This is a genomic window from Brevundimonas aurantiaca, assembly GCF_014199955.1.
In the GTDB taxonomy this organism is placed as follows: Bacteria; Pseudomonadota; Alphaproteobacteria; order Caulobacterales; family Caulobacteraceae; genus Brevundimonas; species Brevundimonas aurantiaca.
The window spans coordinates 193,011-214,750 of record NZ_JACHOQ010000001.1 but is presented as its reverse complement, the minus strand read 5'-3'; the positions used below and the strand labels follow the sequence as shown (position 1 = coordinate 214,750).

The following is a 21,740-nucleotide window of genomic DNA, read 5'->3' as shown; positions in this document are numbered from 1 at the left end:
GTCAGATCGAGAAGCTGACGCCGCAGCCGCAGCTCGAGGCGGCGTTGGGGTTTCGAACCACGAACTGGGCGCCGGCCAGTTCATCGACATAGGCGATCTCGGAATTCTTCAGGAAGGGAACCGAGACGGGGTCGATCAGGGCCGTCTGGCCCTGGGCCTCGATCCGAAGATCGTCGTCCTCGGCCGTCTCGACCAGTTCGAACCGGTACTGAAAGCCCGAACAGCCGCCCCCGTCGACAGCGACGCGCAGCATCAGGGACTTGCCCTCGGCCGCGCTGAGCCGGGCCAGACGATCGGCGGCGCTGGCGGCCAGGACGATCCCCTCCGGCGCGCGCGTGGCGACGCTGAAGGCGGGTGTGGACGGTTCTGTGGATTGGACGGTGCTCACAGCTGTCTATATGAGGCGCGTGCGGGCGTTCGCAAAGGCCCCGTCCGATCAAAGCCGCTTCAAAGTTGACGACTTGAGCCCGATGACTCTCGCCCCCTACGCCGAACGCGCCGATCTGACCAAGGGCCGTCGCTTCTTCGAACCGCCCAGCCGCACCCGCACCGCCTTCGCCCGCGACCGCGACCGGATCATCCACGCCACCGCCTTTCGTCGCCTGAAGGAGAAGACCCAGGTCTTCGTGGCCCATGAAGGCGACCACTATCGCACCCGCCTGACCCATTCGCTGGAGGTGGCCCAGATCGCCCGGTCCCTGGCCCATGCGTTGCGGCTGGACGACGACCTGGCCGAGACCATCGCCCTGGCCCACGATCTGGGCCATCCGCCCTTCGCCCATGCGGGCGAGGACGAGCTGGTCATCCAGATGGCCGACTACGGCGGCTTCGACCACAATGTGCAGAGTTTCCGCGTCATCACCGAGCTGGAGACCCGCTATCCGCAGTTCGACGGGCTGAACCTGAGCTGGGAGACGGTCGAGGGCGTCATCAAGCACAACGGCCCGGTGTCGCATCGGCTGGACGAAGCGGCCTGGTCGGTGGTGCGTCCCTATCGCGCGGGCGGGGAGGCGGGCTGGGACCTGCGTCTGGACAGTTTCGCCTCGCTGGAGGCGCAATGCGCCGCCATCGCCGACGACATCGCCTATAACAATCACGATGTGGACGACGGGGTGCAGGCCGGGCTGATCACGCTTCAGGATCTGGATCAGGTGCCCCTGATCGGCCCGACCCTGGCGGAGGTCCGCCGCGACTGGCCCGCCATCGACGACCGGATGCTGCGGATCGAGGCGGTGCGGCGGATGATCGGGGTCATGGTCGAGGACGTGCTGGCCGAGACGGCGCGACGGCTGGAGGAGGACCAGATCGGCTCGACCGAGGATGTGCGCCACGCCTCGCGGACCCTGGTGGACTTCTCCCGGTCGATGCACGCGGACCTGGCGATCCTGCGCAAATTCCTGTTCGAGCGGATGTATCGCCACTACCGCGTCAACCGCACGCGCAGTCAGGCGCGGCGGGTGCTGTCGCAGCTGTTCGAACTGTTCATGGCTGAGCCGGAGGTCATGCCGCCGGAATGGGGCGTGCCGGCCCAGACCGAGGATCGGACCCGCAGGGCGCGCGCCGTCTGTGATTACATCGCCGGCATGACCGACCGCTATGCGATCGAAGTCCACCAGAAATTGTTCAGCCTCGACCTGGCGCTCGATCTGTGATTCGAAAGACGGCGGCGGGGCGTTAAACTAACCGTTCGACGCGCCGATTCGCTGCGTCGGACAGACGGCGGAGCGACACCATGTCTTTCGATGACGAGAACCGACCCGGCCGAGGCGCCTATACGCCTCCGACCGACGACGACCTGCCGTTCCGCCGGAACACCTATGACCCGCGCGGCGGCGGCCGAAACGTCGGCTCGGGCGGAGGCAAGGCGCCGCCCGTGACCTTGATCGTCAGCGGCGTGGTGCTGCTGGTGCTGATCATCGCCGTCATCTTCTTCTATCGTTCGGGCATGCGGGCCTCGACCGACGCCCCGCCGGCCGTGGGCCAAGCCGTCGGCGAGATGAAGACCGCCGCCCCCCTGGACGCCCAGCCGGTCGATCCGGCCGAGGGCGTGCGGGTCTATCGCGACGAGACCGAGACCGCCGACGCGCCCGTGACCTTCACCCCGCCGCCCGAGACGCCCCAGCCGCGCCCGGCCGCACCGCCGACCGCCGCGCCGACCGGCCAGGGCTTGCCGCCCGCCGCCGCTGCGCCCCGTCCGGCCACCCCGGCGCCCAAGACCGAGGCGACCACGCCCGCCGCTCCCGCGCCGACGGCTCCCGCCGCCGCCGGCGGTTCGGCCTCGGTCCAGATCGGCGCCTTCTCCTCGACGGAGATCGCCGACCGGGAATACGCCGCCGTCGCCGGCCGTTTCAGCCAATATGCGTCGGGCGCCGAAAAGCGGGTGACCGAAGTGACCTCGTCCAGCGGTTCGACCCTGTACCGCACCACCTTCACCGGCCTGTCGCGCGAGCGGGCGGTCGCCTTCTGCAACGCCCTGAAGGCCGCCGGGCGGGATTGCATCGTTCGGTGACCTCCGCCGCCATCTACGGCTGCGCCGGCCATCGGCTGACGGAAGACGAACGCGCCTTCTTCGCCGAGGCGCGGCCGTGGGGTTTCATCCTGTTCCGGCGCAATATCGACAGCCCGGAACAGGTGCGGGCCCTGACGGACGAGCTGCGCGCGGCCATAGGCGACCGTGACGCGCCGATCCTGATCGACCAGGAGGGCGGGCGGGTCCAGCGGATGGGGCCGCCGCACTGGCCCAAATATCCGCCGGGCGACGCCTATCTTAAGGCGACGAACGACCCGGCGGACGCCCGAGACCTTGTCCGTCTGGGGGCGAGGCTGATGGCGCACGATCTGCGCGAGGTCGGAATCAATATTGATCTGCTGCCGGTGCTGGACGTGCCCGTGCCCGGCGCCCACGACATCATCGGCGATCGCGCCTATGGCCGCGATCCTCAGACCGTGGCCCTGCTGGGACGGGCGGCGGCGGAGGGTCTGCTGGCAGGCGGGGTACTGCCCTGCATCAAACACATGCCGGGCCACGGCCGCGCCTTCGCCGACACCCACAAGGACCTGCCGACGGTCCATGCCGATCTGGAGACGCTGGACGCCTGGGATTTCGCCCCGTTCAAGGCCCTGTCCGACATGCCGATCGGCATGACGGCCCATATCGTCTTCAGCGCCATCGACCCCAAACGCCCGGCCACCCAGTCCAAGAGGGCGATCCGGCTGATCCGCGAACGGCTGGGCTTCGGCGGTCTGTTGCTGTCGGACGATCTGGTGATGAACGCCCTGTCCGGATCCTTGACCCAGAGGGCGCACAAGGCGCTGAAGGCGGGATGCGACGTCGTCATCCATTGGAACGGCGATATGGACGAGATGCGGCAGGTCGCCGAGGGCGTCGGTCCGCTGAAGGGCGGGGCGAAACGGCGCGCCGAGGCGGCCCTGGCCCGGATCGTTCGGACGCCGGAGCCGCTGGATCCCGTCGCCGGGCACGAACGCTTCTTCCGCGCAATGGCGGGCAAGACGGACGCGGCTAAAGGACCGGACGTGGGGGAGGCGCAGGCGTGAGCGACGCCTTTCAGCCCAATCTGGATTTCAACGCCGAGGAGGTCGAGGAGCGCGAAGCCTTCGTCGTCGATCTGGACGGCTATGAAGGGCCGCTGCACGTCCTCTTGGCCCTGGCGCGGACGCAGAAGGTCGATCTGCTGAAACTGTCGATCACCCAGCTGGCGGAACAGTATCTGGCCTTCGTTCACGAGGCGCGGCGGCGCAACTTCGCCCTGGCGGCCGATTATCTCGTAATGGCCTCCTGGCTGGCCTATCTGAAGTCCCGGCTGCTGCTGCCGCGCACCGAAAAGGGCAAGGGGGAGGAGCCGCCGGCCGAGGCCATGGCCGCCGCCCTGGCCTTTCGCCTGCAGAAGCTGGAGGCGATGCGCAAGGCGGTCGAACAGCTGATGGCCCGTCCCCAGCTGAAGCGCGACGTCTTCACCCGGGGCGACCCCGAGGCGACGGTGATCGTGCCGTCCGACCGGATCGACGCCAGCCTGTATGAGTTGATGAGCGCCTATGTGACCCAGCGCCGACGCGAGGAGGCGCGACGCTATTCGCCCGGCCAGCGGGTCGAGGCCTTTCCGCTGGAGGCGGCGCGCGACTGGCTGCGCGAGATCATGCCGCGTCTCGCAGACTGGACCCCGCTGGACCAGGTCGCGCCCCGTCCCGAAGACCCTGAGGGCCCCAGCCAGGCCAGCTATACCGCCTCGACCCTGTCGGCCAGTCTGGAGCTGGTGAAGGAGGGGGCCATGGACATTCGCCAGACGGCGCCGTTTGCGGACCTGTATCTGAAGCGGCGGGGCCTGGGGCAGCCGCTGGAGCTGACGCCGTGATGCGCGGATATCCCCATGTCTGACCCGTCCTTCCAGCCCGACGAGGCCGAGATCGAGCGCCGGGTCGAGGCCCTGCTGTTCGCCGCCGCCGGTCCGCTGAGCGCCGCCGAGATCGGGGCGCGCCTCCCCGAAGGCGCCGACGTCGGCCGGGCTCTGTCGGGCCTGCGCGCCCGTTACGAGGGACGGGGGGTGGAGCTGGACTGCGTGGCCGACCGCTGGCGGTTCCGCACGGCCGCGGACCTGGCCTTCATGATGAGCCAAGAGCGGGAGGAGCCCCGCCGCCTGTCCAAGGCGGCGCTGGAGACCCTGGCCATCATCGCCTACCACCAGCCCGTGACCCGCGCCGAGATCGAGAGCGTGCGCGGCGTCAGCCTGTCCAAGGGCACGCTGGACCTGTTGCTGGAGATGGGGTTCGTGCGTCTGCGAGGGCGGCGGCGGACAGCGGGTCGGCCCGTAACCTACGGCACCGCCGACCGGTTCCTGGAGCATTTCGGCCTGGCCAGTCTGTATGACCTGCCGGGGGTTCAGGAGATGAAGGCCGCCGGGCTTCTGGACCTGTCGGCCCCCGTCGGGTTCGAACTGCCCGACCCCAGTCGTGCGACCGGGGCGGATGAGGAGGAGGCGCCCCTGCTGGACGAAGACAGCCCCGAGTTCGCCCAGGACTTCGTCGGCGAGGAGCGATAGCCGTCGGACGCCGCGCTCAGGCGGTCAGCTGGCGCGGCAGTTTGAAGGTCACGGTCTCACGCGCGCCGGCGTCCTCGGTCACGGTGGCGTCGAACCGTTCGGCGATGGCGTCCACCAGGGCGGCGATCAAAGGCTCGGGCGCCGAGGCGCCGGCGGTGACGCCGACCGTCTGAACCCCGTCGAACCAGTCCCAGTCCACCTGGGAGGCGTCATCGACGAGGCGGGCGTCGCGGGCGCCGGCGCGCATCGCCACCTCGACCAGCCGGGCCGAGTTGGACGAGTTCTTCGATCCGACCACCAGCACCAGTTCGCAGCCCTCGCCCAGCACCTTGACCGCCTCCTGGCGATTGGTGGTGGCGTAGCAGATGTCTTCCTTGTGCGGATCGGGCAGTTCGGGGAAGCGCCGCTTCAGCACCTTCAATATGCCCGCCGTGTCATCGACCGACAGGGTGGTCTGGGTCGCATAGGCCAGGGGGGCGTCGCCGGGGCGTTCGAAGGCCTCGGCGTCGGCCTCGGTCTCGACCAGGCTGATGGCGCCGGGCGGCAACTGGCCCATGGTGCCGATCACCTCCGGATGGCCGGCGTGGCCGATCAGGATGATATGGCGGCCTGCGGCATGATGACGCTCGGCCTCGACGTGGACCTTGGACACCAGGGGGCAGGTGGCGTCCAGGAACAGCAGGTCGCGCGCCCGGGCGTTGGCCGGCACAGACTTGGGCACCCCATGGGCCGAGAAGACGACCGGCCGGTCGTCGGGGCATTCGTCCAGCTCCTTGACGAAGACGGCGCCCATGGCCTTCAGCCGCTCGACCACATGGCGGTTATGGACGATCTCGTGGCGGACATAGACAGGGGCGCCGAACTTCTCGATGGCGCGCTCGACGATCTGGATCGCCCGATCAACCCCGGCGCAGAAGCCCCGCGGCGTCGCCAGCCGCACGGCGATCGGGCGGCGTTCGGGCGCAGGGGAGGGGACGTGCATATTCATGACCGCCAACCTAGTCGTTCGCGGACCATATCGCCATGCGGGGCGAGCGAATCCGCACCTCAAGGCAGCGACGCATCGCCACGGTCGGCTGGTTCTCAGTGAAAATCCATTCGGAACAAAGATTTAGACTAAGTTCACGACGCCTTGACCAACCGGCCGCTCACGATTAGTTTCCGCGCCGAATTCAGACCTGCCTCAACACATTGTTCGGGCGCTGAGCGCACAGGCCATGTCCCCTATGTCGGAATCGCGCGAAGAGGCGATCAAACGCCTCCAAGACAGCGCATCCGCGTTGGAGGACAAGACGGCTCAGAAGGCGTCGGAGCACCTCGCGGCTCAGGCGGTGACGAGCCAGGCCTACAAGATCGTCGCCGAACTGCTCGGCGGGGTCTTCCTGGGCTTGGGGCTAGGTTTTGGGGCGGACCGACTGTTTGGGACCAATCCCTGGGGTATCATCGGCGGAGTCCTTCTGGGCTTCGCCCTGTCGATTTACATGGCGCGCCGCACAGCCAACCGGCTGATGGCGCAGGCGAAGGCGAGCGGGATCGAACCGAAATCGGTCCCCTTCGACGACGAGGAAGACGAGGACCGATAGGCTGATGGCCGATCCGCTTCACCAGTTTAAGATCCAGCCGCTCGTCGATTTCGGCGCGGTGAACCTGCCTGTCTTCGGCCACACCCAGCTGGCGATCACCAATTCGCACGTCGCCATGACGGTCGCCTTCGTGGCCATCGTCCTGTTCCTGCAACTGGTCACCTCGAGCGCCAAGGTGGTGCCGGGACGGTTGCAGACGGCCGGCGAAAGCCTGTTCGATATGATCGACGGGGTGACCGATTCCATCATCGGCCACGACGGCCGCAAATATTTCCCGTTCGTCTTCAGCCTGTTCCTCCTGGTGCTGGTGATGAACCTGTTGGGCATGTTCCTCAGCTTCACCGCGACGTCGCAGCTGGCGGTTACGGTCACCTTCGCCGCCCTGACCATCCTGCTGGTCATCGGCGTGGGCTTCCTGAAGAACGGCCTGGGCTTCTTCAAACTGTTCTGGCCGGCCAGCGCGCCTCTGGTGCTGCGCCCCGTCGTCGGCGCGATCGAGTTCCTGTCCTTCCTGCTGCGTCCGGTGACCCTGGCTCTTCGTCTGTTCGGCAACATGCTGGGCGGCCACGTCGCGCTGAAGATTTTCGCCGGCTTCGTCGTGGCCCTGGGCGCCGGCGCCTTCGTCGGCGAGGGCCTGGGCCTGTGGGGCCTGCCGATCGCCGCCCTGTCGATGACCATGGTCGTCGCCCTGACCGCCCTCGAATTCCTCGTCGCCTTCCTTCAGGCGTTCGTGTTCGCCGTTCTGGCCAGCATCTATCTCAATGATGTGGTCAACCTGGGTGAAGGCCATTAAGGCCCGGCCCAGTTCGAGAACTCCCTTCTTCCAACCCACCTGACTGAAACAAGGATACTCACCATGGAAGCTGAAGCCGCCAAGTTCATCGGCGCCGGCCTGGCCACCCTCGGCATGATCGGCTCGGCCATCGGCGTGGGCAACATCTTCGCCAACTTCCTGAACGGCGCCCTGCGCAACCCGTCGGCCGCCGCCTCGCAAGTCGGCAACCTGTTCGTGGGCGCGGCTCTGGCCGAAGCCCTGGGCATCCTGGCCTTCGTGCTGGGCATCCTGATCCTGAACACGCCCACCGCCTAATAGACGGTGAGTTGAAGGGCGGCGGCGCTTTCCCTAGGAAGGCGTCGTCGCCGTTTGCTTTTCCCGGACGAACGGACACCATGGCCGCCCCCACTTCCCACGACACGCACGCCACGACCGAGGCCCAGGGCCACGGCGAGGGTGGTCTGCCGCAATTCCAGACCCAGCACTGGGCCGGGCAGATGGGCTATCTGCTGGTCCTGTTCTTCCTGCTCTATTTCCTGATCGCCAAGGTCTTCGCGCCGCGCCTGCGCCGCGTCATGGATGAACGTCGCGAGACCATCTCCGGCGCCGTCGCCACCGCGCGTCAGGTCCAGGCCGAGGCCGCCGAGCAGGCCGCCCTGGCCCAGGCCGATCTGGCCAAGGCCCGCGCCGACGCCCGCGCCACCGCCGCCGCCGCCAAGGCGCGCGTCACGGAAGAAGCCAACGCGCGCCAGGCTGCTGAAGAAGCCGTGGTCAATGCCCGCATCGCCGAAGCCGAGGCCGCCATCGCCAAGACCCGCGACGCCGCCATGGGCAATGTCTCGACCATCGCCTCCGACGCCGCCGGCGCCATGGTGGAGCGCCTGACCGGCCAGGCCGCGACCAAGGCCGAACTCGACCTCGCCAAGGGAGCCGTCTGATGAACCTGATCTTTGAACCGGGCATCTGGGATCTGTCGAATCCCGAGATCTGGGTCGGCGTCGGCCTGCTGATCTTCTTCGGTATTCTGATCGCCGTCGGCGTGCCCAAGATGGTCGCCGCCCAGCTGGACGCCAAGGGCGCCAAGATCCAGGCCGACCTGGACGAGGCCGCCCGTCTGCGCGCCGAGGCCGAAGCCCTGCTGGCCCAGATCCGCAAGGAGAAGGCCGAGGCAGAGGCCCAGGCCGCTGATATGATGGCCCAGGCGGAAGCCGACGCCCGTCGTCTGGAAGTCGAATCCAAGGCCAAGCTGGAAGAGACGCTGGAGCGTCGCCAGAAGATGGCCGAGGCCCGCATCGCCCAGGCCGAGGCCCAGGCGTCCGCCGAGGTCAAGGCCGCCGCCGCCGACCTGGCCGCCAAGGCCGCGGAACAGATCCTGGCCGCCCGCCTCGCCGGCGGCGCCAAGGATCCGCTGCTGGACGCCGCCATCGGCCAGATCGGCGACCGTCTGAACTGACGACCTCAAGTCTGACCGGGTCTCAGCGCCCGTCCTTCGGCCGAAATCGCTCTAGCGGTTTCGGCCGAAGTCGTTTCGGGGCGGCCCTCAGCGCCCGATGACGCCGCTGACCGTCAGAACCACAGCGATCATCACCAGGATGAAGACGATGACCCCGCCCATGATGCGGAAGGGCGGGCCGCTTTCACTGCGGCGGCTGAAGCCGTCTGGATCGCGGTCGGGTTCAGTCATCGGTCTTCATCGGCTGCGGGGGCGGCGTCGAGGTGGTGGAGCCGTTCAGGGGCGTGCCGTCGCCGCGCACGGCCGACTGGCCGCGCAGGGCCGGATTGTCGCCGGGCGCCACGGCGGGCGCGCTGGGCGGGACGGCGCCGCCGGGCGGCGGCACGACGGCCGGTTGGACTACGGCCGTCTCGCTGTCGCTGGCGGCCTGAGGATTTCGCCATATCACCTCCGCGACGAGGTAATAGGCGATCAGGGCCAGGACCACGCCGCCGACCAGCAGAGGCTCCCAGCGGATGCGCCCTCGGCGCGTCGGATGTTCCTTGCGGTTCATCGCAGGGGAAGCCGTCGGCCCACCGTCCGGTTCGTCTGTGTAGGAAGCCGGACGCAGGGACGGCCTGGAGACCAGGCCGTCCGGCCCGCCGAGATCAGTGGGCCGTGGCGCCGCCGATCACATGGGGCGTCTGGCGTTTGTCGCGCGCGACCAGCCGGGCGTAGACATTGCCCAGGACGATCCCGAAAACGGCATGGGTGACCAGAAGCCAGGCGATGGTGCCGAAGCCCGAGCCGGCGTTGAAGGTGCGGTAGTCGCCGACCATGAAGACGCCGGCCATCATCACCACCCAGGCGCCGACCGCAAAGACGATGCCCTTGGTCTCGGGCGTGTCGGTGGGCAGTCGCGGGCAGAGGTAGGCGAACAGGGGACCCAGGATCAGCACCCCGGTCACCGCATGAAGAATCCAGCCCACGGCCAGGGCGTCGGGCATGCCGATCAGGGCGGCGATGACGCTCTGGAACGGGTCGAACCAGTTCAGGAACAGATTGGGTATTTCCAGCAGGGACACGGCGAACGTGGCGGCGAAACCGGCGATCAGACCTTTTTGTAAGCGTGACATCATGACCTTAGCGCCTCCCAACGCTTTTCTGGTTCTCTGATAACGCTGGGACAGAATACGCCTGACTCGGAAGGTCGGCGTTCACGTTGCCGTGGTTAGCGAACGCAGCAACGCAAGCGCGAAATGATCGCTGATGCGCGCGCGGTCAGCGGAACAGTTTGCGGATGTAGCGGCGAAGGCCCTTGCGCAGACGGATCAGGCCGCGCCGACGCCGGGTCAGGATCACCTTTTCGGCGCGCAAGGCCTGTTGCCAGAAGACCGGCGCGAACTCCGGCTTTTTCCGCATCAGCCGCCGGAAGGGATAGACCCATTTGGGCCGGGCGTACTGGGCGCGGATGAACTGTCGCTTGGCCCAGAAGGAGCTCTTCAGGATCAGCATCAGGCCGACCGCGATCACCGGGACGCCGCCGGGGCCGGGCAGGGGGGCGATCAGAATGCCAAGCAGGACCACGAACAGCCCGCCCGCCATCAGGGCCCAACGCTTCAGCACCCGCAGCTTGCGGCTGCGAGGCGAGGCGGAGGACAGGACGAGAGCGGGTGCGGAGATCACGAGGGCGCCGGGAGGGAGGAGGACTGACTGAGGTGTGACAACGGTCGCCACGCCCACCCGATCCCAAGCCGGGAAGGGAAAGAGCGACCGTGGCGAGGTTGTCACATAACCCCTTAAGATCCGGTTCGATGGCCGATCCGTGGCTTTCCTATGAAGCTTTGGTCATGAAGCCGGATTGTCGCAGTCTGTGTCCCACAGGACGCGGCTGGGCCTTGGTCAGCCGTAGTGGACGCCGGTCAGGCGTTCGGACTCGGACCACAGGGCGCGGGCGGTTTCGACATCCAGCGCCTGGGGCTTGATGAGGGCGCGGCCGGGCGCACCCCGCATCTCCTGCCAGCACTGAGGGCCGTAATAGGCGCCGGGTTCGGCCTGGGGCAGGGTCGCCGCCATCAGGATCGGCAAGGCGCCGTCGGCCGCCGAATGGCTGGCCACGCGCGCCAGAAGGCGGCTGACCAAGGCGAAAAGTCCGGGCGGGCTGCCGGCGTGGCCGTTGGCGATCAAATCCGTCCGGGCGAAACCGGGATGGGCGGCCACGCTGGTCAGGCCCCAATCTTCGCGATCGCTGCGGCGCTGAAGCTCCAGGGCGAACATCAACATCGCCAGTTTGGACTGCTGATAGATGGGCCAGGGCCGGTAACCGGAGCGATAGTTCAGATCGCTGAGCTGAATCCGACCGCCGCGATGGGCGACGCTGGACAACTGCACCACTCGCGCCTGAGCCGCCGTCAGCAGTGGCAGGAGCCGGCCGGTCAGGGCGAAGTGGGATAGATAGTTGGTTCCGAACTGCATCTCGAAACCATCGATGGTCGTTCGGCGACGGGGCACGGCCATGACGCCCGCATTGTTGATCAAGATGTCGACCGGCCGACCCGCCGCCAGGAGGGCCTCGGCGAAGGCGGCGACAGAGCTGAGGTCCGCCAGGTCCAGCCGTTCGAACCGCACGAGGGCCTCAGGGTGGCGACTGCGGATCAGCCGTTCCGCCTGATCGCCCTTGTCCGGATTGCGCGCGGCCAGAACGATCTCGGCGCCCTTTTCAGCCAGAACGAGCGCCGCCTCCAAGCCGATGCCGCCGGTCGCCCCGGTGATGATGACCAGCTTGCCGCTCTGGTCGGGAATATCGGCTGTCGTCCATTGGGTCATTGCGGCTATCCTGGGGTGAACTGAATTTCCGAAGGGCTCCGGCTTGCATATCTGCATCCGGTGCAAATATGCAAGAAGTGCAAGAAAAAGTTTTTCCTGACGAGCAGGGTCTGCGTGCGCGAAAGCGGCAGGAAACCCACGCCCGCATTCAGGCCGAAGGCCTGCGGCTGTTCATCGAAAAGGGATTTGACGGCGCCACCCTGGACGAGGTGGCGGCGGCGGCGGGCGTATCGCGCCGCACCCTGCTGAACTATTTCGGCTCCAAGGAAGAGATCGTCTTTTCCCTCAAGGCCCAAATCCCTGAGATGATCGCCCAGGCGGTGGCGGCCCGGCCGTGCGACGAACCGCTGCTCGATATGGTGGAGGGGGGGCTGGCCGATGTCGCCGCGCGCTTCCAGACGCCCGACATGCTGGACCTGACGCGGCTGATCCATCAGACGCCCGCCCTTCAGGCCGGTGATCACGCAAAGTATGAAGGGGTGGAGCGGCTGCTGGCCCAGACGCTGGCCGAGCGGAAGGGATTGGCCCCGGACGACGTCGCCTGTCGCGTCGCGGCGGCGATCGGCGTCAGCATCATGAAACTGGCCGGCGAGGCCTGGCTGGCCCATCCGGACGAAGGGCCTGAACGGTTCGGCCGCGAAGCCTTCGCCGTCCTGAGACGCATGGCGGGCCAGCGTCCGCCGCCCTGATCCAGGACGGCGGACGCCGAGAGCGGCTTAAGCCGCCTGGTTCGAGCCCGCAGGGGCGGTCCAGCGCAGCACCGGCGAGCGGGCGGCGCGGGTTTCGTCCAGACGACGCAGGGGGGCGTGGAAGGGGGCGCCCTTGAAGCGGTCGACGTCGCCGGCCTTGGCCGCCTGGGCCAGCAGGCGCATGGCCTCGATGAAGCGGTCCAGCTCGGCCTTGGACTCGGTCTCGGTCGGCTCGATCAGCATGGCCCCGTGGACGACCAGGGGGAAATACATGGTCATCGGGTGGAAGCCCTCGTCGATCATCGCCTTGGCGAAGTCGAGCGTGGTGACGTCCGTGCCCTTCAGCCATTCGTCGTCGAACAGGGCCTCGTGCATGCAGGGGCCGTCGGGGAAGGCCGCGCTCATCAGGTCCGACAGGCGGGCCTTGATGTAGTTGGCGTTCAGCACCGCATCCTCGGCGACCTGACGCAGGCCGTCGGCGCCGTGGCTCATCATGTAGGACAGGGCGCGCACATACATGCCCATCTGCCCCTGGAAGGCGCACAGGCGGCCGAAGGCCTGGGCTGCGTCGCCTTCTTCCCGTTCGATCAGCGCGTAACCGCTATCGTCATGCACGACCCAGGGGGCGGGGGCGAAGGGCGCCAGGGCCTGTGACAGCACCACCGGACCCGCGCCCGGCCCGCCGCCGCCGTGCGGCGTCGAGAAGGTCTTGTGCAGGTTGATGTGCATGGCGTCCACGCCCAGATCGCCCGGACGAACCCGGCCGACGATGGCGTTGAAGTTGGCGCCGTCGCAGTAGAAATAGGCGCCCGCCTCGTGCGTCAGGCGGCTGATTTCCAGAATGTCGCGCTCGAACAAGCCGCAGGTGTTGGGGTTGGTCACCATGATGGCGGCGACGTCGTCGCCCAGCTTGGACGCCAGGTCGGCCACGTCCACGCGGCCGTCCTCGGTCTGGGCGACCTCGACGACGGTATAGCCGACGAAGGCGGCGGTGGCCGGGTTGGTGCCGTGGGCGCTGGTGGGCACCAGCACCTTGCGGCGCTTCTCATGCTGGCCCGAGGCCTCGTGCGCGGCGCGGATGGCCATCAGGCCGCACAGTTCGCCGTGCGCTCCCGCTTTCGGAGATAGCGCGACGGCGGGCATGCCGGTCAGGGTCTTCAGCCAATGGGCCAGCGTATCCATCAGCTCCAGCGCGCCCTGAACCGTCGACATCGGCTGCAGGGGGTGGATGTCCGAAAAACCGGCCAGACGCGCCATCTTCTCGTTCAGGCGCGGGTTGTGCTTCATCGTGCACGAGCCCAGCGGATAGATGGCCAGGTCGATGGCGTGGTTCTTCTGCGACAGGCGCACATAGTGGCGCATGGCCTCGGGCTCCGACAGGCCGGGCAGGCCGATCGGATCCTTGCGGACCAGGTCGCCCAGGTCCGACGCATCGGTCTTCGGTTCGGGCAGGTCGACCCCGGTCTTGCCCCAGCCTTCGCCTTCGAAGATCAGCGGCTCGTTCTGCAACAGGCCGCGCCCGCCGGTCAGGGTGGCGGGCTTGGTCTGTACCTGGTTCGGGGCGGTCGGGCGGCCGACGGTGTTCATGGTGCTCATGGTCTTGTCTCCGCTCAGGCCGCCAGCACCTTGGCGAGGGCGGTCGCCAGGAGCTTGATGTCGGCGTCAAGGGTGGTTTCGGTCGCGGCGACCAGCAGGACGTCGTCCATGCCGGCGTCGGGGGCCAGGCGGCTGTAGGGCACGCCGGCCAGCAGGTGGTGGCCCGCCAGCGCATCGACGACTTCGGTCGCGTTCTTGGGCAGGCGCACGGCGAACTCGTTGAAGAAGCGCTTCGTCAGGATCTCGACGCCCGGAACGGCGGCCAGGGCGTCGCGCGTGGCCACGGCCTTCTCGTGGTTCAGCAGGGCCAGTTTGCGCAGCCCCGTCTCGCCCAGCAGGCTCATGTGAATGGTGAAAGCCAAGGTGCAGAGGCCGGAATTGGTGCAGATGTTCGAGGTGGCCTTGTCACGGCGAATATGCTGTTCGCGCGTGGACAGGGTCAGGACGAAGCCGCGCTCGCCGTCGGCGTCCACGGTCTCGCCGGTCAGGCGGCCGGGCATCTGGCGGATCAGCTTCTCGCGCGTGGCGAACAGGCCGACATAGGGACCGCCGAAGTTTAGGGCGTTGCCGATCGACTGGCCTTCGGCCGCGACGATGTCCGCGCCCATCTCGCCGGGCGACTTCAGCAGGCCCATCGACACGGCTTCCGTCACCACGACGATCAGCAGGGCGCCGGCCGCGTGGGCGGCCTCCGCGATCTTCGTGACATCCGTCGCAGTGCCGAAGACGTTCGGGGTCTGAACCACGACGCAGGCCGTGTCGGGACCGATCTGGTCGATCACGGCGGCCTCGGCGTCCACGGCGGCGGCCAGGACCTGGGTCTCGACGCCGACGGCGTGGACCACGGTCTCGGTCGCCTTGACATAGTGGGGGTGCACCCCGCCCGAGATCACCGCCTTGTTGCGGCGGGTCACGCGGGTCGCCATCAGCACGCCCTCGGCCATGGCGGTCGAACCGTCATAAAGCGAGGCGTTGGCCACCGGCATGCCGGTCAGGTTCGCGACCTGGGTCTGGAACTCGTACAGATACTGCAGAGTCCCCTGGGCGATTTCCGGCTGGTAGGGGGTGTAGCTGGTCAGGAACTCCGACCGCTGGATGATATGATCCACCGTCGCCGGGACATGGTGCTTGTAGGCCCCTGCGCCGCAGAAGAAGGGGACGGCGCCGGCTGTGGCGTTCTTGGCGGCCATGGCGGACAGGGCGCGCTCGACCTCCAGCTCGCCGGCCACGCGGGGGAGGTCCACGGGCCCGTCCAGCCGCGCCGCCTCGGGCACGTCCACGAACAGGTCGTCGATCGATTTCGCGCCGATGGCGGCGAGCATCGCCGTGCGGTCGTCGGGCGTCAGGGGGAGATAACGCATGGTCTTGTCCTGGGCCATGAAAGGCCGAAGACCCGCTGACTCTTAATCAGCGGGTCCGATGGGGCTTAGAGGGTGGCGAGGAAGGCGTCGTAGGCGGCCTGATCCATCAGGGCGTCCAGCTCCGAGGCGTCCGACACCTTGATCTTGGCGAACCAGCCGTCCGCTTCCGGGGCCGAGTTGACGGTTTCAGGAGCGGTCGACAGGGCGTCATTGGCCTCGACCACTTCGCCCGAGACGGGGGCGTAGACGTCGGACGCCGCCTTGACGCTCTCGACCACGGCGAAGCTGGCGCCCTTGGCGACAGTCTTGCCGACTTCCGGCACTTCCACGAACACCACGTCGCCGAGGGCGTCGGCGGCGTGTTTCGAGATGCCCACGGTGGCGATGTCGCCGTCCAGGCTGACCCACTCGTGATCCTTGGTGAATTTCATTTCTCTTCTCCATCTCCCACCCCGTCATCCTCGGGCTTGACCCGAGGATCGGAGGCGGATCGTTCTCTGTGTTGATCCCGACGCAATGCGGCGGATAATCCGGCCCTCGGGTCAAGCCCGAGGGTGACGGGGTGAATGTTACGCCTTCGGCTTCCGGTAATAGCGTTGCGCCACGAAGGGCATGGCGACGACTTCGGCGGCGGCGGACCTGCCGCGCACGATGACCTTCAGCTCCGTGCCCAGGGCCGCAAAGGCCGGCGGCACAAAGCCCATGGCGATGTTCTTGCCCAGGGTCGGGGAGGGGCCGCCCGAGGTGACCTTGCCGATCACGTTCCCGTCGGCGTCGGCGATCTCGGCGCCTTCGCGAGCCGGGGCGCCTTCCTTGACGATCAGGCCCACGCGGACGCGCGCGGGCGCATCGGCCAGTTCCTTCAGGATGCGGTCGGCGCCGGCGAAATCGGCCCGTTCCTTCCTCGACTTGGACAGGGCGAAGGTCAGAGCCCCTTCGACCGGCGAGGTCGTCGGGTCGATGTCATGGCCGTGCAGCGGCAGGCCGGCTTCCAGCCGCAGGCTGTCACGGGCGCCCAGGCCGATCGGCTTGACGCGGGCGTCTTCCAGGATGGTGTTCCAGACGCGCTCGGCCTGGTCCGCCGGGACCGAAATCTCATAGCCGTCTTCGCCGGTATAGCCCGAACGCGAGACATAGCAGTCGACGCCGAACAGCATCAGCCGGGCGCATTCCATAAAGCCCATTTCGGCCAGCACCGGCTCATGCGCGGCCATGACCTCGGCGGCTTCCGGTCCCTGAATGGCGATCAGGGCGCGGTCGTCCAGAACCGTCAGCTTGGCGTCGCCTTCCAGGTTCGCGGACCAGAAGGCGAAATCCTCGTCCTTGTTGCCGGCGTTGACGACGACGAACAGGCCGTCGTGATCCGGGCGGCCGGCCATCAGGTCGTCGATGATCCCGCCGTCGGTGTTCAGCAGCAGGGAATATTTCTGCTTGCCGGCCTTCAGGACTTCATAGTCGCCGGGCACGAACCGCTCGAACTGGGCGGTGGCGTCGGCGCCGGTGATCTTGCACTGGCCCATGTGGGACACGTCGAACAGGCCGGCGTGTTCGCGGGTCCAGCGGTGCTCGGCCAGGACGCCCTCATATTGGACCGGCATGTCATAGCCGCCGAAGCCCACCATCCGGGCCCCCAGGGCGCGGTGCGCGGCGTTCAGGGGCGTGGTCTTCAGGGTCTGATCGGTCATGGTTCAGGCTTTCACGGTCGCGTGTTGTGGCGGAGCTCCGCCGTCCTCGCGCCCCCGCTGTCCTGAAGCCTGAGAGATTCCGGCGACCAAATCATGTCGCCTTGCTCCGTCGGCGCGCCCGTGAAGAGCGGCTTTCCAGCGTCCGTATGCTTCGCGGTCCGTTTGCCTGAGCGTTTCCGGGGCGGTTGCGCCTTCGGCGTCGACCCGCCGAGGCGCGCCGATCTCTCCCGCGAGAGCAATCGACCTAAGCCACCGACTCCGGCCGCAAGTCAAGCGCAGGCGTGTTTTGACGCCGCCTTGTCGCACTTCCTGACATCCGGCGTCGGCTCGCCCTTGCTCTCCCTGCGTCCGCCCGCCAAGAACGGAGCGTCCCTCTCCGCCGCTCCGGACCGATCCCATGACCGCCGACCGCACCCGCCTCGACGCCCACATCGCCGCCCTTGAGGTTCCGGAAGGGCTGAAGACGGTCCTGACGGTCGCCGCCGCCACCTGCGCCGACATCAGCACTCTGGTCGCCGGCGGCGCCCTGGCCGGGGCCTTGGGCGCCTCGGGCCAGATCAATGTTCAGGACGAGGAGCAGAAGAAGCTCGACGTCATGACCAACGACATGCTGACCGACGCCCTTCTGGCCTGTCCCGCCGTCGCCGGCGTCGCTTCGGAGGAGATGGACGAGGTCCAGCCCGCGCCCCATTCGACCGGCGACTATCTGGTCCTGTTCGACCCGCTGGACGGCTCGTCCAACATCGACATCAACGCCATGGTCGGCACCATCGTCTCGGTGCTGAAGTCCGCGACGCCTTCGCCGACCGAGGCCGACTTCATGCAGCCCGGCCGCAATCAGGTCGCCGCCCTCTATGCCCTGTACGGCCCCCAGACCATGCTGGTCCTGACTACGGGCGCAGGGGTCAAGGGCTTCACCCTGTCGCACGACGGCGACTGGATCCTGACCCACGACGCCATCGCCATTTCGCCGGACACCAAGGAGTTCGCCATCAACATGTCGAACCTGCGCCACTGGGCCGAGCCGGTGCAGCGCTATGTCGACGGCGTGCTGAAGGGCGCGGACGGTCCCCGGGGCAAGAATTTCAACATGCGCTGGGTCGCCGCCATGGTCGCCGACGTCCACCGCATCCTGATGCGCGGCGGCGTCTTCCTGTACCCCTGGGACAAGCGGGAGCCGGACAAGCCCGGCAAGCTGCGCCTGATGTACGAGGGCAATCCGATGGCCTTCCTGGTCGAGCAGGCCGGGGGCAAGGCGACGACGGACGGGGTTCAATCCATCCTCGACATCCAGCCCGAGCATCTGCACCAGCGCATCCCGGTCGCCCTGGGCTCGGCCAACGAGATCGACGCCTACGCGAGCGCATGATGAAGATCGGTCCGACGGACGCCCTTCTGGTCATCGACCCGCAGAACGACTTCTGCGAGGGCGGTTCTCTGGCGGTCGCGGGCGGGGCGGGGACCATGCCGCTGATCAACCGGCTGGCCGAACGGTTCGACCGTGTGATCCTGACCCAGGACTGGCACACGCCTGACCAGATTTCGTTCGCCTCCAACCATCCCGGCGCGGCTCCCTTCACCGAGATCGAGGTCGCCTACGGCCGCCAGATGCTGTGGCCGGACCATTGTATCCAAGGCTCGCCCGGCGCCGACTTCCATCCCGACGCGGCGCCCACGGTGCAAAAGGCCCTGGCCGTGATCCGCAAGGGCTACAACCCGGCGGTCGATTCCTATTCCGGCTTCTTCGAGAACGACCATCGCACCCCGACGGGCCTGGCCGGCCTGCTGCGCGACCTGGGCGTGGCCCGCGTCTTCCTGTGCGGGCTGGCCTTCGACTATTGTGTCCGCTTCACCGCCGAGGATGCGGTGCGCGAAGGCTTTGAGGCCGCGGTCATCTCCGACGCCAGCCGCGCCATCGCGCCACAGACCGAGGCGACGGCGCGGGAAAGTTTCCGGGCGCTGGGGGTGTCGGAGGTCGGGGCGGCGGCCTTCCTCGGCTAAACCCCTTTTTCTTTCGTCATTCCGGGCGAAGCGCAGCGGAGACCCGGAACCCAGCGGCGCGCGAGAGCGCGAAACTGTCGCGGACGCGCTGTTCCAGCATAGTGCGGCGGACCCATTTCGCCTTCGGCGCCGCTGGGTTCCGGGTCTTCGGGCCAAGCAGGCCCTTCGCCCGGAATGACGAAAGGACGTCAGCCCGCCTTGGCGTAGGCCTCTACCTCCGCGATGAACGCCGCCTTCTCCGCCTCGCCCAGGAAAGACCCCTCGAAACTGTTCTTCGCCATCTGCGTCACCTGTTCGCGGGTCAGCCCGACCGCCGCCGCCAGCCGGCTGTAGTTGTCGTTCACATACCCCCCGAAATAGGACGGATCGTCCGAGTTCAGGGTGACGTGCAGGCCCCGGCGCAGCATCTCGGGCACGGGATGGTTCTTCAGATCATCGACCACGCAGAGCTTCAGGTTCGACAGGGGGCAGACGGTCAGGGTCATCTGCTCGCGCGCCAGCCGCTCCACCAGGACCTCGTCCTCCATCGAGCGATTGCCGTGGTCCATCCGGTCGATGTGCAGCAGATCGAGCGCCTCGTGCACATAGGCCGGCGGGCCTTCCTCCCCCGCGTGGGCGCACAGTTTCAGACCCAGCTCGCGGGCGGCGGCGAAGACGCGCTGGAACTTGGACGGCGGATGGCCGACCTCCGACGAATCCAGCCCCACCCCGATGAAATGATGTAGATAGGGCTTGGCCGCCTCCAGGGTCGCGAACGCCTCTTCCTCGGTGAGGTGCCGCAGGAAGCTGAGGATCAGGCCCGAACTGACGCCCAGTTCCGCCTTGGCCCGGTCCATCCCCGCGATCAGCCCCTCCACCACCACGCCGAAGGGCACGCCCCGGTCGGTATGGGTCTGGGGATCGAAGAAGATCTCGGCGTGGCGCACGTTATCGGCGGCCGCCCGCTGGAAATAGGCGAAGGCCAGATCTTCGAAATCCTGGCGCGTCAGAAGGACCGCCGCCCCGGCGTAATAGATGTCCAGGAAGTCCTGCAGATTCGAGAAATCATAGGCCGCCCGCACCGCCTCGACGCTGTCGTAGGGGATTGAGACCCCATTGCGCTTCGCCAGCTCGAACATCAGCTCCGGCTCCAGCGAGCCCTCGATGTGAAGGTGCAACTCCGCCTTGGGCAGGCCGGCGATATAGGCGTCGAGGTCAGTCGGCATCGAGGACGGTCTTCCAGTTTGATAGATTGAGCACGCGGACAGATGTGCGCTCGAGCGTCGCTTTGGACATCAGTTTGGCGTCGGCGGTGATCAAAGGCAGGCTCAGGCGTTCAGCAAGGGCCAGATAGAAACAATCATAGACGGCATGGTCGAGCGCGCGACCGATATCGAACGCGCGCGAGGCCAATCCATAGGCGGGCGACAGGCTTATGTTCGCTCGCTCAATCGCCCCGAGGGCCAAGACTGCGTCGTCGGCTTGGTATTCCTGACGTCGAACCTTCTTCCAGAACACATTGGCGCATTCCACGAGCAGAAGGTCCGGCGCAGCCAAAGGCTGAAAACGGAGGTCGAGCGATTCGTCCGCACCATCCTCCTTCACGAACCATTTGATCACGACGCTGGAGTCGATGATCGCCTTCATCTTTCGTCGCGGCTTTCCCGAACCAGAATTTCGGACGGCGTGTGGCTGAATCCGGCCGAACGCGCTCGCAGCTCATCCGACACCTGGATCCAGTCGGACCTGTCCGCCATCTCGACCGCCGCAGCCGCCGTCAGAATGGCTCGCACTTCCGCTTCGGCCGAACGGCCGTTGCGCGCGGCCCTCTGTTCCAGGGCGCGGACCGTTTCTTCATCAAGATTGCGGACATGGAGGTTCATGACGACGCGATCATATCATCTCGGCTAGGCGTTCGACACCACCAGCCGCAGATGTCCAGCCTTGGTCTTCCCCGCGTCGTTCGTCGGCGGCGGATCGGGGGGCGGGGGCAGGCTGGGGCGGGCGCTCCAGGCCTCGGGCCGTTCGACCCAGCCCCTGGCCGTCTTCAGCCGGTCGGGCAGCATGGACCCGGCCAGCAGATTGGGCCCGATCCCGACCAGTTCGTCGGTCCAGGCGGCGATCTGGCGATTGTGCGCCCGGCCGGGCGGGGCGACGCTGACGATCCGCTTTTCCGGATAGGCCTCGCGCACGTACCGCACGGTGGCGGCGTGGTCGCCGTCGGTGGTCAGCAGATAGACGGAATCGACCCGGTTCGCCGCCACATCGTCCGCCACCGCCAGGGCCAGGTTGACGTCGCTCTGCTTCTCCGTGGACGCGCTCCAGACATTGCCGCAGGCGCGGCAGTGTTCGCCATGGACGATGAAATGGCCCATCAGGCAACGAACCTTGCGCGCCCTCAGCGCCGCCTCATAGCGGAACAGGGCCTCCATCCGCGAGCGGGATTGGGGCTTGTGGGCGCTGACCCAGACCACGCCGGCCAGCCGCTCCGTCGGATCGATCAGGCCCCGCCCCAAGGCCTGCAAGTCCAGCCACAGCCATTCGCGCCGCTTCTGGTTCAGCAGGGCGTGGAAAAGGTTGTAGCCGTCCACATAGAGGATCGCCCGGCGCTTCAGGAACGGCGGCGTCAGATCGCGGGGGCCGAACGGCCGCAGGGCGCCGTCCGCCACGCGGATGCGTCCCCTATGCTGACCCCAGCGACGCCCCTTAGACTGCTGACCGCCGGTCCCCATCCGTCGACCGCTCCCTGAACCCGGCGA

At 67.5% G+C, this 21,740-nt stretch carries 28 protein-coding genes and 2 riboswitches; of the genes, 13 read left to right on the top strand and 15 right to left on the bottom strand.

The annotated features are described in order from the left end of the window. Nucleotide 1 precedes the first annotated feature (1 nt). Complete coding sequence (erpA, locus tag GGQ93_RS01040) at nt 2-319, bottom strand: iron-sulfur cluster insertion protein ErpA (RefSeq protein ID WP_224764437.1); 318 nt, start codon at nt 317-319, stop codon at nt 2-4. Nucleotides 320-470: 151 nt separating this feature from the next. On the opposite strand from erpA, the gene GGQ93_RS01035 reads away from it, so the two are divergent. The 5 genes from GGQ93_RS01035 to scpB all read left to right on the top strand — a co-directional run bounded on the left by GGQ93_RS01035 (nt 471) and on the right by scpB (nt 5,054). Next, complete coding sequence (locus tag GGQ93_RS01035; RefSeq protein ID WP_183214862.1) at nt 471-1,652, top strand: deoxyguanosinetriphosphate triphosphohydrolase; 1,182 nt, start codon at nt 471-473, stop codon at nt 1,650-1,652. Nucleotides 1,653-1,732: 80 nt separating this feature from the next. Further along, nucleotides 1,733-2,509 (top strand): SPOR domain-containing protein, encoded by a 777-nt coding sequence (locus GGQ93_RS01030; protein WP_183214861.1) that lies wholly within the window; start codon nt 1,733-1,735, stop codon nt 2,507-2,509. After that, the gene (gene nagZ / locus GGQ93_RS01025) at nt 2,506-3,555 is read left to right on the top strand and encodes a beta-N-acetylhexosaminidase (protein ID WP_183214860.1); all 1,050 of its coding nucleotides are present in this window, start codon (nt 2,506-2,508) and stop codon (nt 3,553-3,555) included. Before GGQ93_RS01030 ends, nagZ begins: the two co-directional genes overlap by 4 nt. After that, the gene (locus GGQ93_RS01020) at nt 3,552-4,370 is read left to right on the top strand and encodes a segregation and condensation protein A (RefSeq protein WP_183214859.1); all 819 of its coding nucleotides are present in this window, start codon (nt 3,552-3,554) and stop codon (nt 4,368-4,370) included. The genes nagZ and GGQ93_RS01020 overlap by 4 nt, the downstream gene beginning before the upstream one ends. Nucleotides 4,371-4,385: 15 nt before the next feature. Further along, nucleotides 4,386-5,054, top strand: coding sequence for an SMC-Scp complex subunit ScpB (scpB, locus tag GGQ93_RS01015; protein ID WP_183214858.1), 669 nt, complete (start codon nt 4,386-4,388; stop codon nt 5,052-5,054). A 16-nt stretch (nt 5,055-5,070) separates the two neighbouring features. Here the strand turns inward: scpB and ispH are convergent, their stop codons facing one another. Beyond that, on the bottom strand, nt 5,071-6,042 hold the full coding sequence (gene ispH / locus GGQ93_RS01010) for a 4-hydroxy-3-methylbut-2-enyl diphosphate reductase (protein ID WP_183214857.1): 972 nt from the start codon (nt 6,040-6,042) through the stop codon (nt 5,071-5,073). 292 nt (nt 6,043-6,334) lie between these two features. On the opposite strand from ispH, the gene GGQ93_RS01005 reads away from it, so the two are divergent. The 5 genes from GGQ93_RS01005 to GGQ93_RS00985 all read left to right on the top strand — a co-directional run bounded on the left by GGQ93_RS01005 (nt 6,335) and on the right by GGQ93_RS00985 (nt 8,865). Further along, nucleotides 6,335-6,637, top strand: a complete 303-nt coding sequence (locus GGQ93_RS01005; RefSeq protein WP_260171132.1) for an AtpZ/AtpI family protein — start codon at nt 6,335-6,337, stop codon at nt 6,635-6,637. Nucleotides 6,638-6,641: 4 nt separating this feature from the next. Continuing rightward, on the top strand, nt 6,642-7,430 hold the full coding sequence (locus GGQ93_RS01000) for a F0F1 ATP synthase subunit A (protein WP_054766273.1): 789 nt from the start codon (nt 6,642-6,644) through the stop codon (nt 7,428-7,430). A 63-nt stretch (nt 7,431-7,493) separates the two neighbouring features. Then, complete coding sequence (locus tag GGQ93_RS00995; RefSeq protein ID WP_183214856.1) at nt 7,494-7,727, top strand: F0F1 ATP synthase subunit C; 234 nt, start codon at nt 7,494-7,496, stop codon at nt 7,725-7,727. A gap of 80 nt (nt 7,728-7,807) precedes the next feature. Continuing rightward, nucleotides 7,808-8,350, top strand: a complete 543-nt coding sequence (locus GGQ93_RS00990) for a F0F1 ATP synthase subunit B family protein (protein ID WP_183214855.1) — start codon at nt 7,808-7,810, stop codon at nt 8,348-8,350. Next, nucleotides 8,350-8,865, top strand: coding sequence for a F0F1 ATP synthase subunit B (locus tag GGQ93_RS00985; RefSeq protein WP_183214854.1), 516 nt, complete (start codon nt 8,350-8,352; stop codon nt 8,863-8,865). Before GGQ93_RS00990 ends, GGQ93_RS00985 begins: the two co-directional genes overlap by 1 nt. An 87-nt stretch (nt 8,866-8,952) precedes the next feature. On the opposite strand, the gene GGQ93_RS00980 is transcribed toward GGQ93_RS00985, so the two are convergent. From GGQ93_RS00980 to GGQ93_RS00960, 5 genes are all read right to left on the bottom strand, one after another. Beyond that, nucleotides 8,953-9,096: a hypothetical protein gene (locus GGQ93_RS00980; RefSeq protein WP_152950726.1), complete on the bottom strand. Its 144-nt coding sequence runs from the start codon at nt 9,094-9,096 to the stop codon at nt 8,953-8,955. After that, the gene (locus GGQ93_RS00975; protein ID WP_183214853.1) at nt 9,089-9,418 is read right to left on the bottom strand and encodes a hypothetical protein; all 330 of its coding nucleotides are present in this window, start codon (nt 9,416-9,418) and stop codon (nt 9,089-9,091) included. The genes GGQ93_RS00980 and GGQ93_RS00975 overlap by 8 nt, the downstream gene beginning before the upstream one ends. A gap of 94 nt (nt 9,419-9,512) precedes the next feature. Next, on the bottom strand, nt 9,513-9,983 hold the full coding sequence (locus tag GGQ93_RS00970) for a DUF6789 family protein (RefSeq protein WP_182714893.1): 471 nt from the start codon (nt 9,981-9,983) through the stop codon (nt 9,513-9,515). Between the two features lie 142 nt (nt 9,984-10,125). Continuing rightward, the gene (locus GGQ93_RS00965; RefSeq protein ID WP_224764434.1) at nt 10,126-10,530 is read right to left on the bottom strand and encodes a hypothetical protein; all 405 of its coding nucleotides are present in this window, start codon (nt 10,528-10,530) and stop codon (nt 10,126-10,128) included. Nucleotides 10,531-10,746: 216 nt separating this feature from the next. After that, the gene (locus tag GGQ93_RS00960) at nt 10,747-11,670 is read right to left on the bottom strand and encodes an SDR family oxidoreductase (protein ID WP_183214852.1); all 924 of its coding nucleotides are present in this window, start codon (nt 11,668-11,670) and stop codon (nt 10,747-10,749) included. 77 nt (nt 11,671-11,747) lie between these two features. On the opposite strand from GGQ93_RS00960, the gene GGQ93_RS00955 reads away from it, so the two are divergent. Further along, complete coding sequence (locus GGQ93_RS00955; RefSeq protein ID WP_375782434.1) at nt 11,748-12,359, top strand: TetR family transcriptional regulator; 612 nt, start codon at nt 11,748-11,750, stop codon at nt 12,357-12,359. Nucleotides 12,360-12,386: 27 nt separating this feature from the next. Here GGQ93_RS00955 and gcvPB read toward each other — a convergent pair whose 3' ends face one another. The 4 genes from gcvPB to gcvT form a co-directional block, all read right to left on the bottom strand. After that, a complete protein-coding gene (gcvPB, locus tag GGQ93_RS00950) occupies nt 12,387-13,955 on the bottom strand; it encodes an aminomethyl-transferring glycine dehydrogenase subunit GcvPB (RefSeq protein ID WP_183214850.1) in 1,569 nt (522 codons plus the stop codon). 14 nt (nt 13,956-13,969) lie between these two features. Beyond that, nucleotides 13,970-15,316 (bottom strand): aminomethyl-transferring glycine dehydrogenase subunit GcvPA, encoded by a 1,347-nt coding sequence (gene gcvPA / locus GGQ93_RS00945; protein ID WP_183214849.1) that lies wholly within the window; start codon nt 15,314-15,316, stop codon nt 13,970-13,972. Between the two features lie 65 nt (nt 15,317-15,381). After that, nucleotides 15,382-15,747 (bottom strand): glycine cleavage system protein GcvH, encoded by a 366-nt coding sequence (gene gcvH, locus GGQ93_RS00940; protein WP_166621766.1) that lies wholly within the window; start codon nt 15,745-15,747, stop codon nt 15,382-15,384. 138 nt (nt 15,748-15,885) lie between these two features. Next, nucleotides 15,886-17,001, bottom strand: a complete 1,116-nt coding sequence (gcvT, locus tag GGQ93_RS00935) for a glycine cleavage system aminomethyltransferase GcvT (RefSeq protein ID WP_183214848.1) — start codon at nt 16,999-17,001, stop codon at nt 15,886-15,888. A gap of 55 nt (nt 17,002-17,056) precedes the next feature. Beyond that, a riboswitch (glycine riboswitch) is annotated at nt 17,057-17,142 on the bottom strand. 3 nt (nt 17,143-17,145) lie between these two features. After that, nucleotides 17,146-17,241, bottom strand: a riboswitch (glycine riboswitch). 157 nt (nt 17,242-17,398) lie between these two features. Here gcvT and GGQ93_RS00930 point away from each other — a divergent pair. Next, nucleotides 17,399-18,370, top strand: coding sequence for a class 1 fructose-bisphosphatase (locus tag GGQ93_RS00930; protein ID WP_183214847.1), 972 nt, complete (start codon nt 17,399-17,401; stop codon nt 18,368-18,370). Beyond that, a complete protein-coding gene (pncA, locus tag GGQ93_RS00925) occupies nt 18,367-19,002 on the top strand; it encodes a bifunctional nicotinamidase/pyrazinamidase (protein ID WP_224764436.1) in 636 nt (211 codons plus the stop codon). The genes GGQ93_RS00930 and pncA overlap by 4 nt, the downstream gene beginning before the upstream one ends. A 188-nt stretch (nt 19,003-19,190) precedes the next feature. On the opposite strand, the gene GGQ93_RS00920 is transcribed toward pncA, so the two are convergent. The 4 genes from GGQ93_RS00920 to GGQ93_RS00905 are packed head-to-tail and all read right to left on the bottom strand — an operon-like array spanning nt 19,191 to nt 21,713. After that, nucleotides 19,191-20,207: an adenosine deaminase gene (locus GGQ93_RS00920; RefSeq protein ID WP_183214846.1), complete on the bottom strand. Its 1,017-nt coding sequence runs from the start codon at nt 20,205-20,207 to the stop codon at nt 19,191-19,193. After that, nucleotides 20,197-20,628 carry a type II toxin-antitoxin system VapC family toxin gene (locus GGQ93_RS00915; RefSeq protein ID WP_054766259.1) on the bottom strand — a complete coding sequence of 144 codons (432 nt, stop codon included), beginning with the start codon at nt 20,626-20,628 and terminating at the stop codon, nt 20,197-20,199. Before GGQ93_RS00915 ends, GGQ93_RS00920 begins: the two co-directional genes overlap by 11 nt. Then, complete coding sequence (locus tag GGQ93_RS00910) at nt 20,625-20,864, bottom strand: FitA-like ribbon-helix-helix domain-containing protein (RefSeq protein ID WP_054766258.1); 240 nt, start codon at nt 20,862-20,864, stop codon at nt 20,625-20,627. The genes GGQ93_RS00915 and GGQ93_RS00910 overlap by 4 nt, the downstream gene beginning before the upstream one ends. A 24-nt stretch (nt 20,865-20,888) precedes the next feature. Further along, the gene (locus tag GGQ93_RS00905; protein WP_260171131.1) at nt 20,889-21,713 is read right to left on the bottom strand and encodes a PIN domain-containing protein; all 825 of its coding nucleotides are present in this window, start codon (nt 21,711-21,713) and stop codon (nt 20,889-20,891) included. Nucleotides 21,714-21,740: the final 27 nt, after the last annotated feature.

What these genes read in the sequence shown, in the direction of transcription:
- GGQ93_RS01030 (WP_183214861.1), top strand. Translation starts at nt 1,733, where the DNA reads ATGTCTTTCGATGACGAGAACCGACCCGGCCGAGGCGCCTATACGCCT.
- GGQ93_RS00920 (WP_183214846.1), bottom strand. Translation starts at nt 20,207, where the DNA reads ATGCCGACTGACCTCGACGCCTATATCGCCGGCCTGCCCAAGGCGGAG.
- GGQ93_RS00975 (WP_183214853.1), bottom strand. Translation starts at nt 9,418, where the DNA reads ATGAACCGCAAGGAACATCCGACGCGCCGAGGGCGCATCCGCTGGGAG.
- GGQ93_RS00985 (WP_183214854.1), top strand. Translation starts at nt 8,350, where the DNA reads ATGAACCTGATCTTTGAACCGGGCATCTGGGATCTGTCGAATCCCGAG.
- gcvPB (WP_183214850.1), bottom strand. Translation starts at nt 13,955, where the DNA reads ATGAGCACCATGAACACCGTCGGCCGCCCGACCGCCCCGAACCAGGTA.
- ispH (WP_183214857.1), bottom strand. Translation starts at nt 6,042, where the DNA reads ATGAATATGCACGTCCCCTCCCCTGCGCCCGAACGCCGCCCGATCGCC.
- GGQ93_RS01000 (WP_054766273.1), top strand. Translation starts at nt 6,642, where the DNA reads ATGGCCGATCCGCTTCACCAGTTTAAGATCCAGCCGCTCGTCGATTTC.
- scpB (WP_183214858.1), top strand. Translation starts at nt 4,386, where the DNA reads ATGTCTGACCCGTCCTTCCAGCCCGACGAGGCCGAGATCGAGCGCCGG.
- GGQ93_RS00915 (WP_054766259.1), bottom strand. Translation starts at nt 20,628, where the DNA reads ATGAAGGCGATCATCGACTCCAGCGTCGTGATCAAATGGTTCGTGAAG.
- GGQ93_RS00910 (WP_054766258.1), bottom strand. Translation starts at nt 20,864, where the DNA reads ATGAACCTCCATGTCCGCAATCTTGATGAAGAAACGGTCCGCGCCCTG.
- pncA (WP_224764436.1), top strand. Translation starts at nt 18,367, where the DNA reads ATGATGAAGATCGGTCCGACGGACGCCCTTCTGGTCATCGACCCGCAG.
- GGQ93_RS00905 (WP_260171131.1), bottom strand. Translation starts at nt 21,713, where the DNA reads ATGGGGACCGGCGGTCAGCAGTCTAAGGGGCGTCGCTGGGGTCAGCAT.
- GGQ93_RS00995 (WP_183214856.1), top strand. Translation starts at nt 7,494, where the DNA reads ATGGAAGCTGAAGCCGCCAAGTTCATCGGCGCCGGCCTGGCCACCCTC.
- GGQ93_RS01035 (WP_183214862.1), top strand. Translation starts at nt 471, where the DNA reads ATGACTCTCGCCCCCTACGCCGAACGCGCCGATCTGACCAAGGGCCGT.
- GGQ93_RS00980 (WP_152950726.1), bottom strand. Translation starts at nt 9,096, where the DNA reads ATGACTGAACCCGACCGCGATCCAGACGGCTTCAGCCGCCGCAGTGAA.
- gcvT (WP_183214848.1), bottom strand. Translation starts at nt 17,001, where the DNA reads ATGACCGATCAGACCCTGAAGACCACGCCCCTGAACGCCGCGCACCGC.
- GGQ93_RS00990 (WP_183214855.1), top strand. Translation starts at nt 7,808, where the DNA reads ATGGCCGCCCCCACTTCCCACGACACGCACGCCACGACCGAGGCCCAG.
- GGQ93_RS00960 (WP_183214852.1), bottom strand. Translation starts at nt 11,670, where the DNA reads ATGACCCAATGGACGACAGCCGATATTCCCGACCAGAGCGGCAAGCTG.
- gcvH (WP_166621766.1), bottom strand. Translation starts at nt 15,747, where the DNA reads ATGAAATTCACCAAGGATCACGAGTGGGTCAGCCTGGACGGCGACATC.
- GGQ93_RS00970 (WP_182714893.1), bottom strand. Translation starts at nt 9,983, where the DNA reads ATGATGTCACGCTTACAAAAAGGTCTGATCGCCGGTTTCGCCGCCACG.
- gcvPA (WP_183214849.1), bottom strand. Translation starts at nt 15,316, where the DNA reads ATGCGTTATCTCCCCCTGACGCCCGACGACCGCACGGCGATGCTCGCC.
- GGQ93_RS00930 (WP_183214847.1), top strand. Translation starts at nt 17,399, where the DNA reads ATGACCGCCGACCGCACCCGCCTCGACGCCCACATCGCCGCCCTTGAG.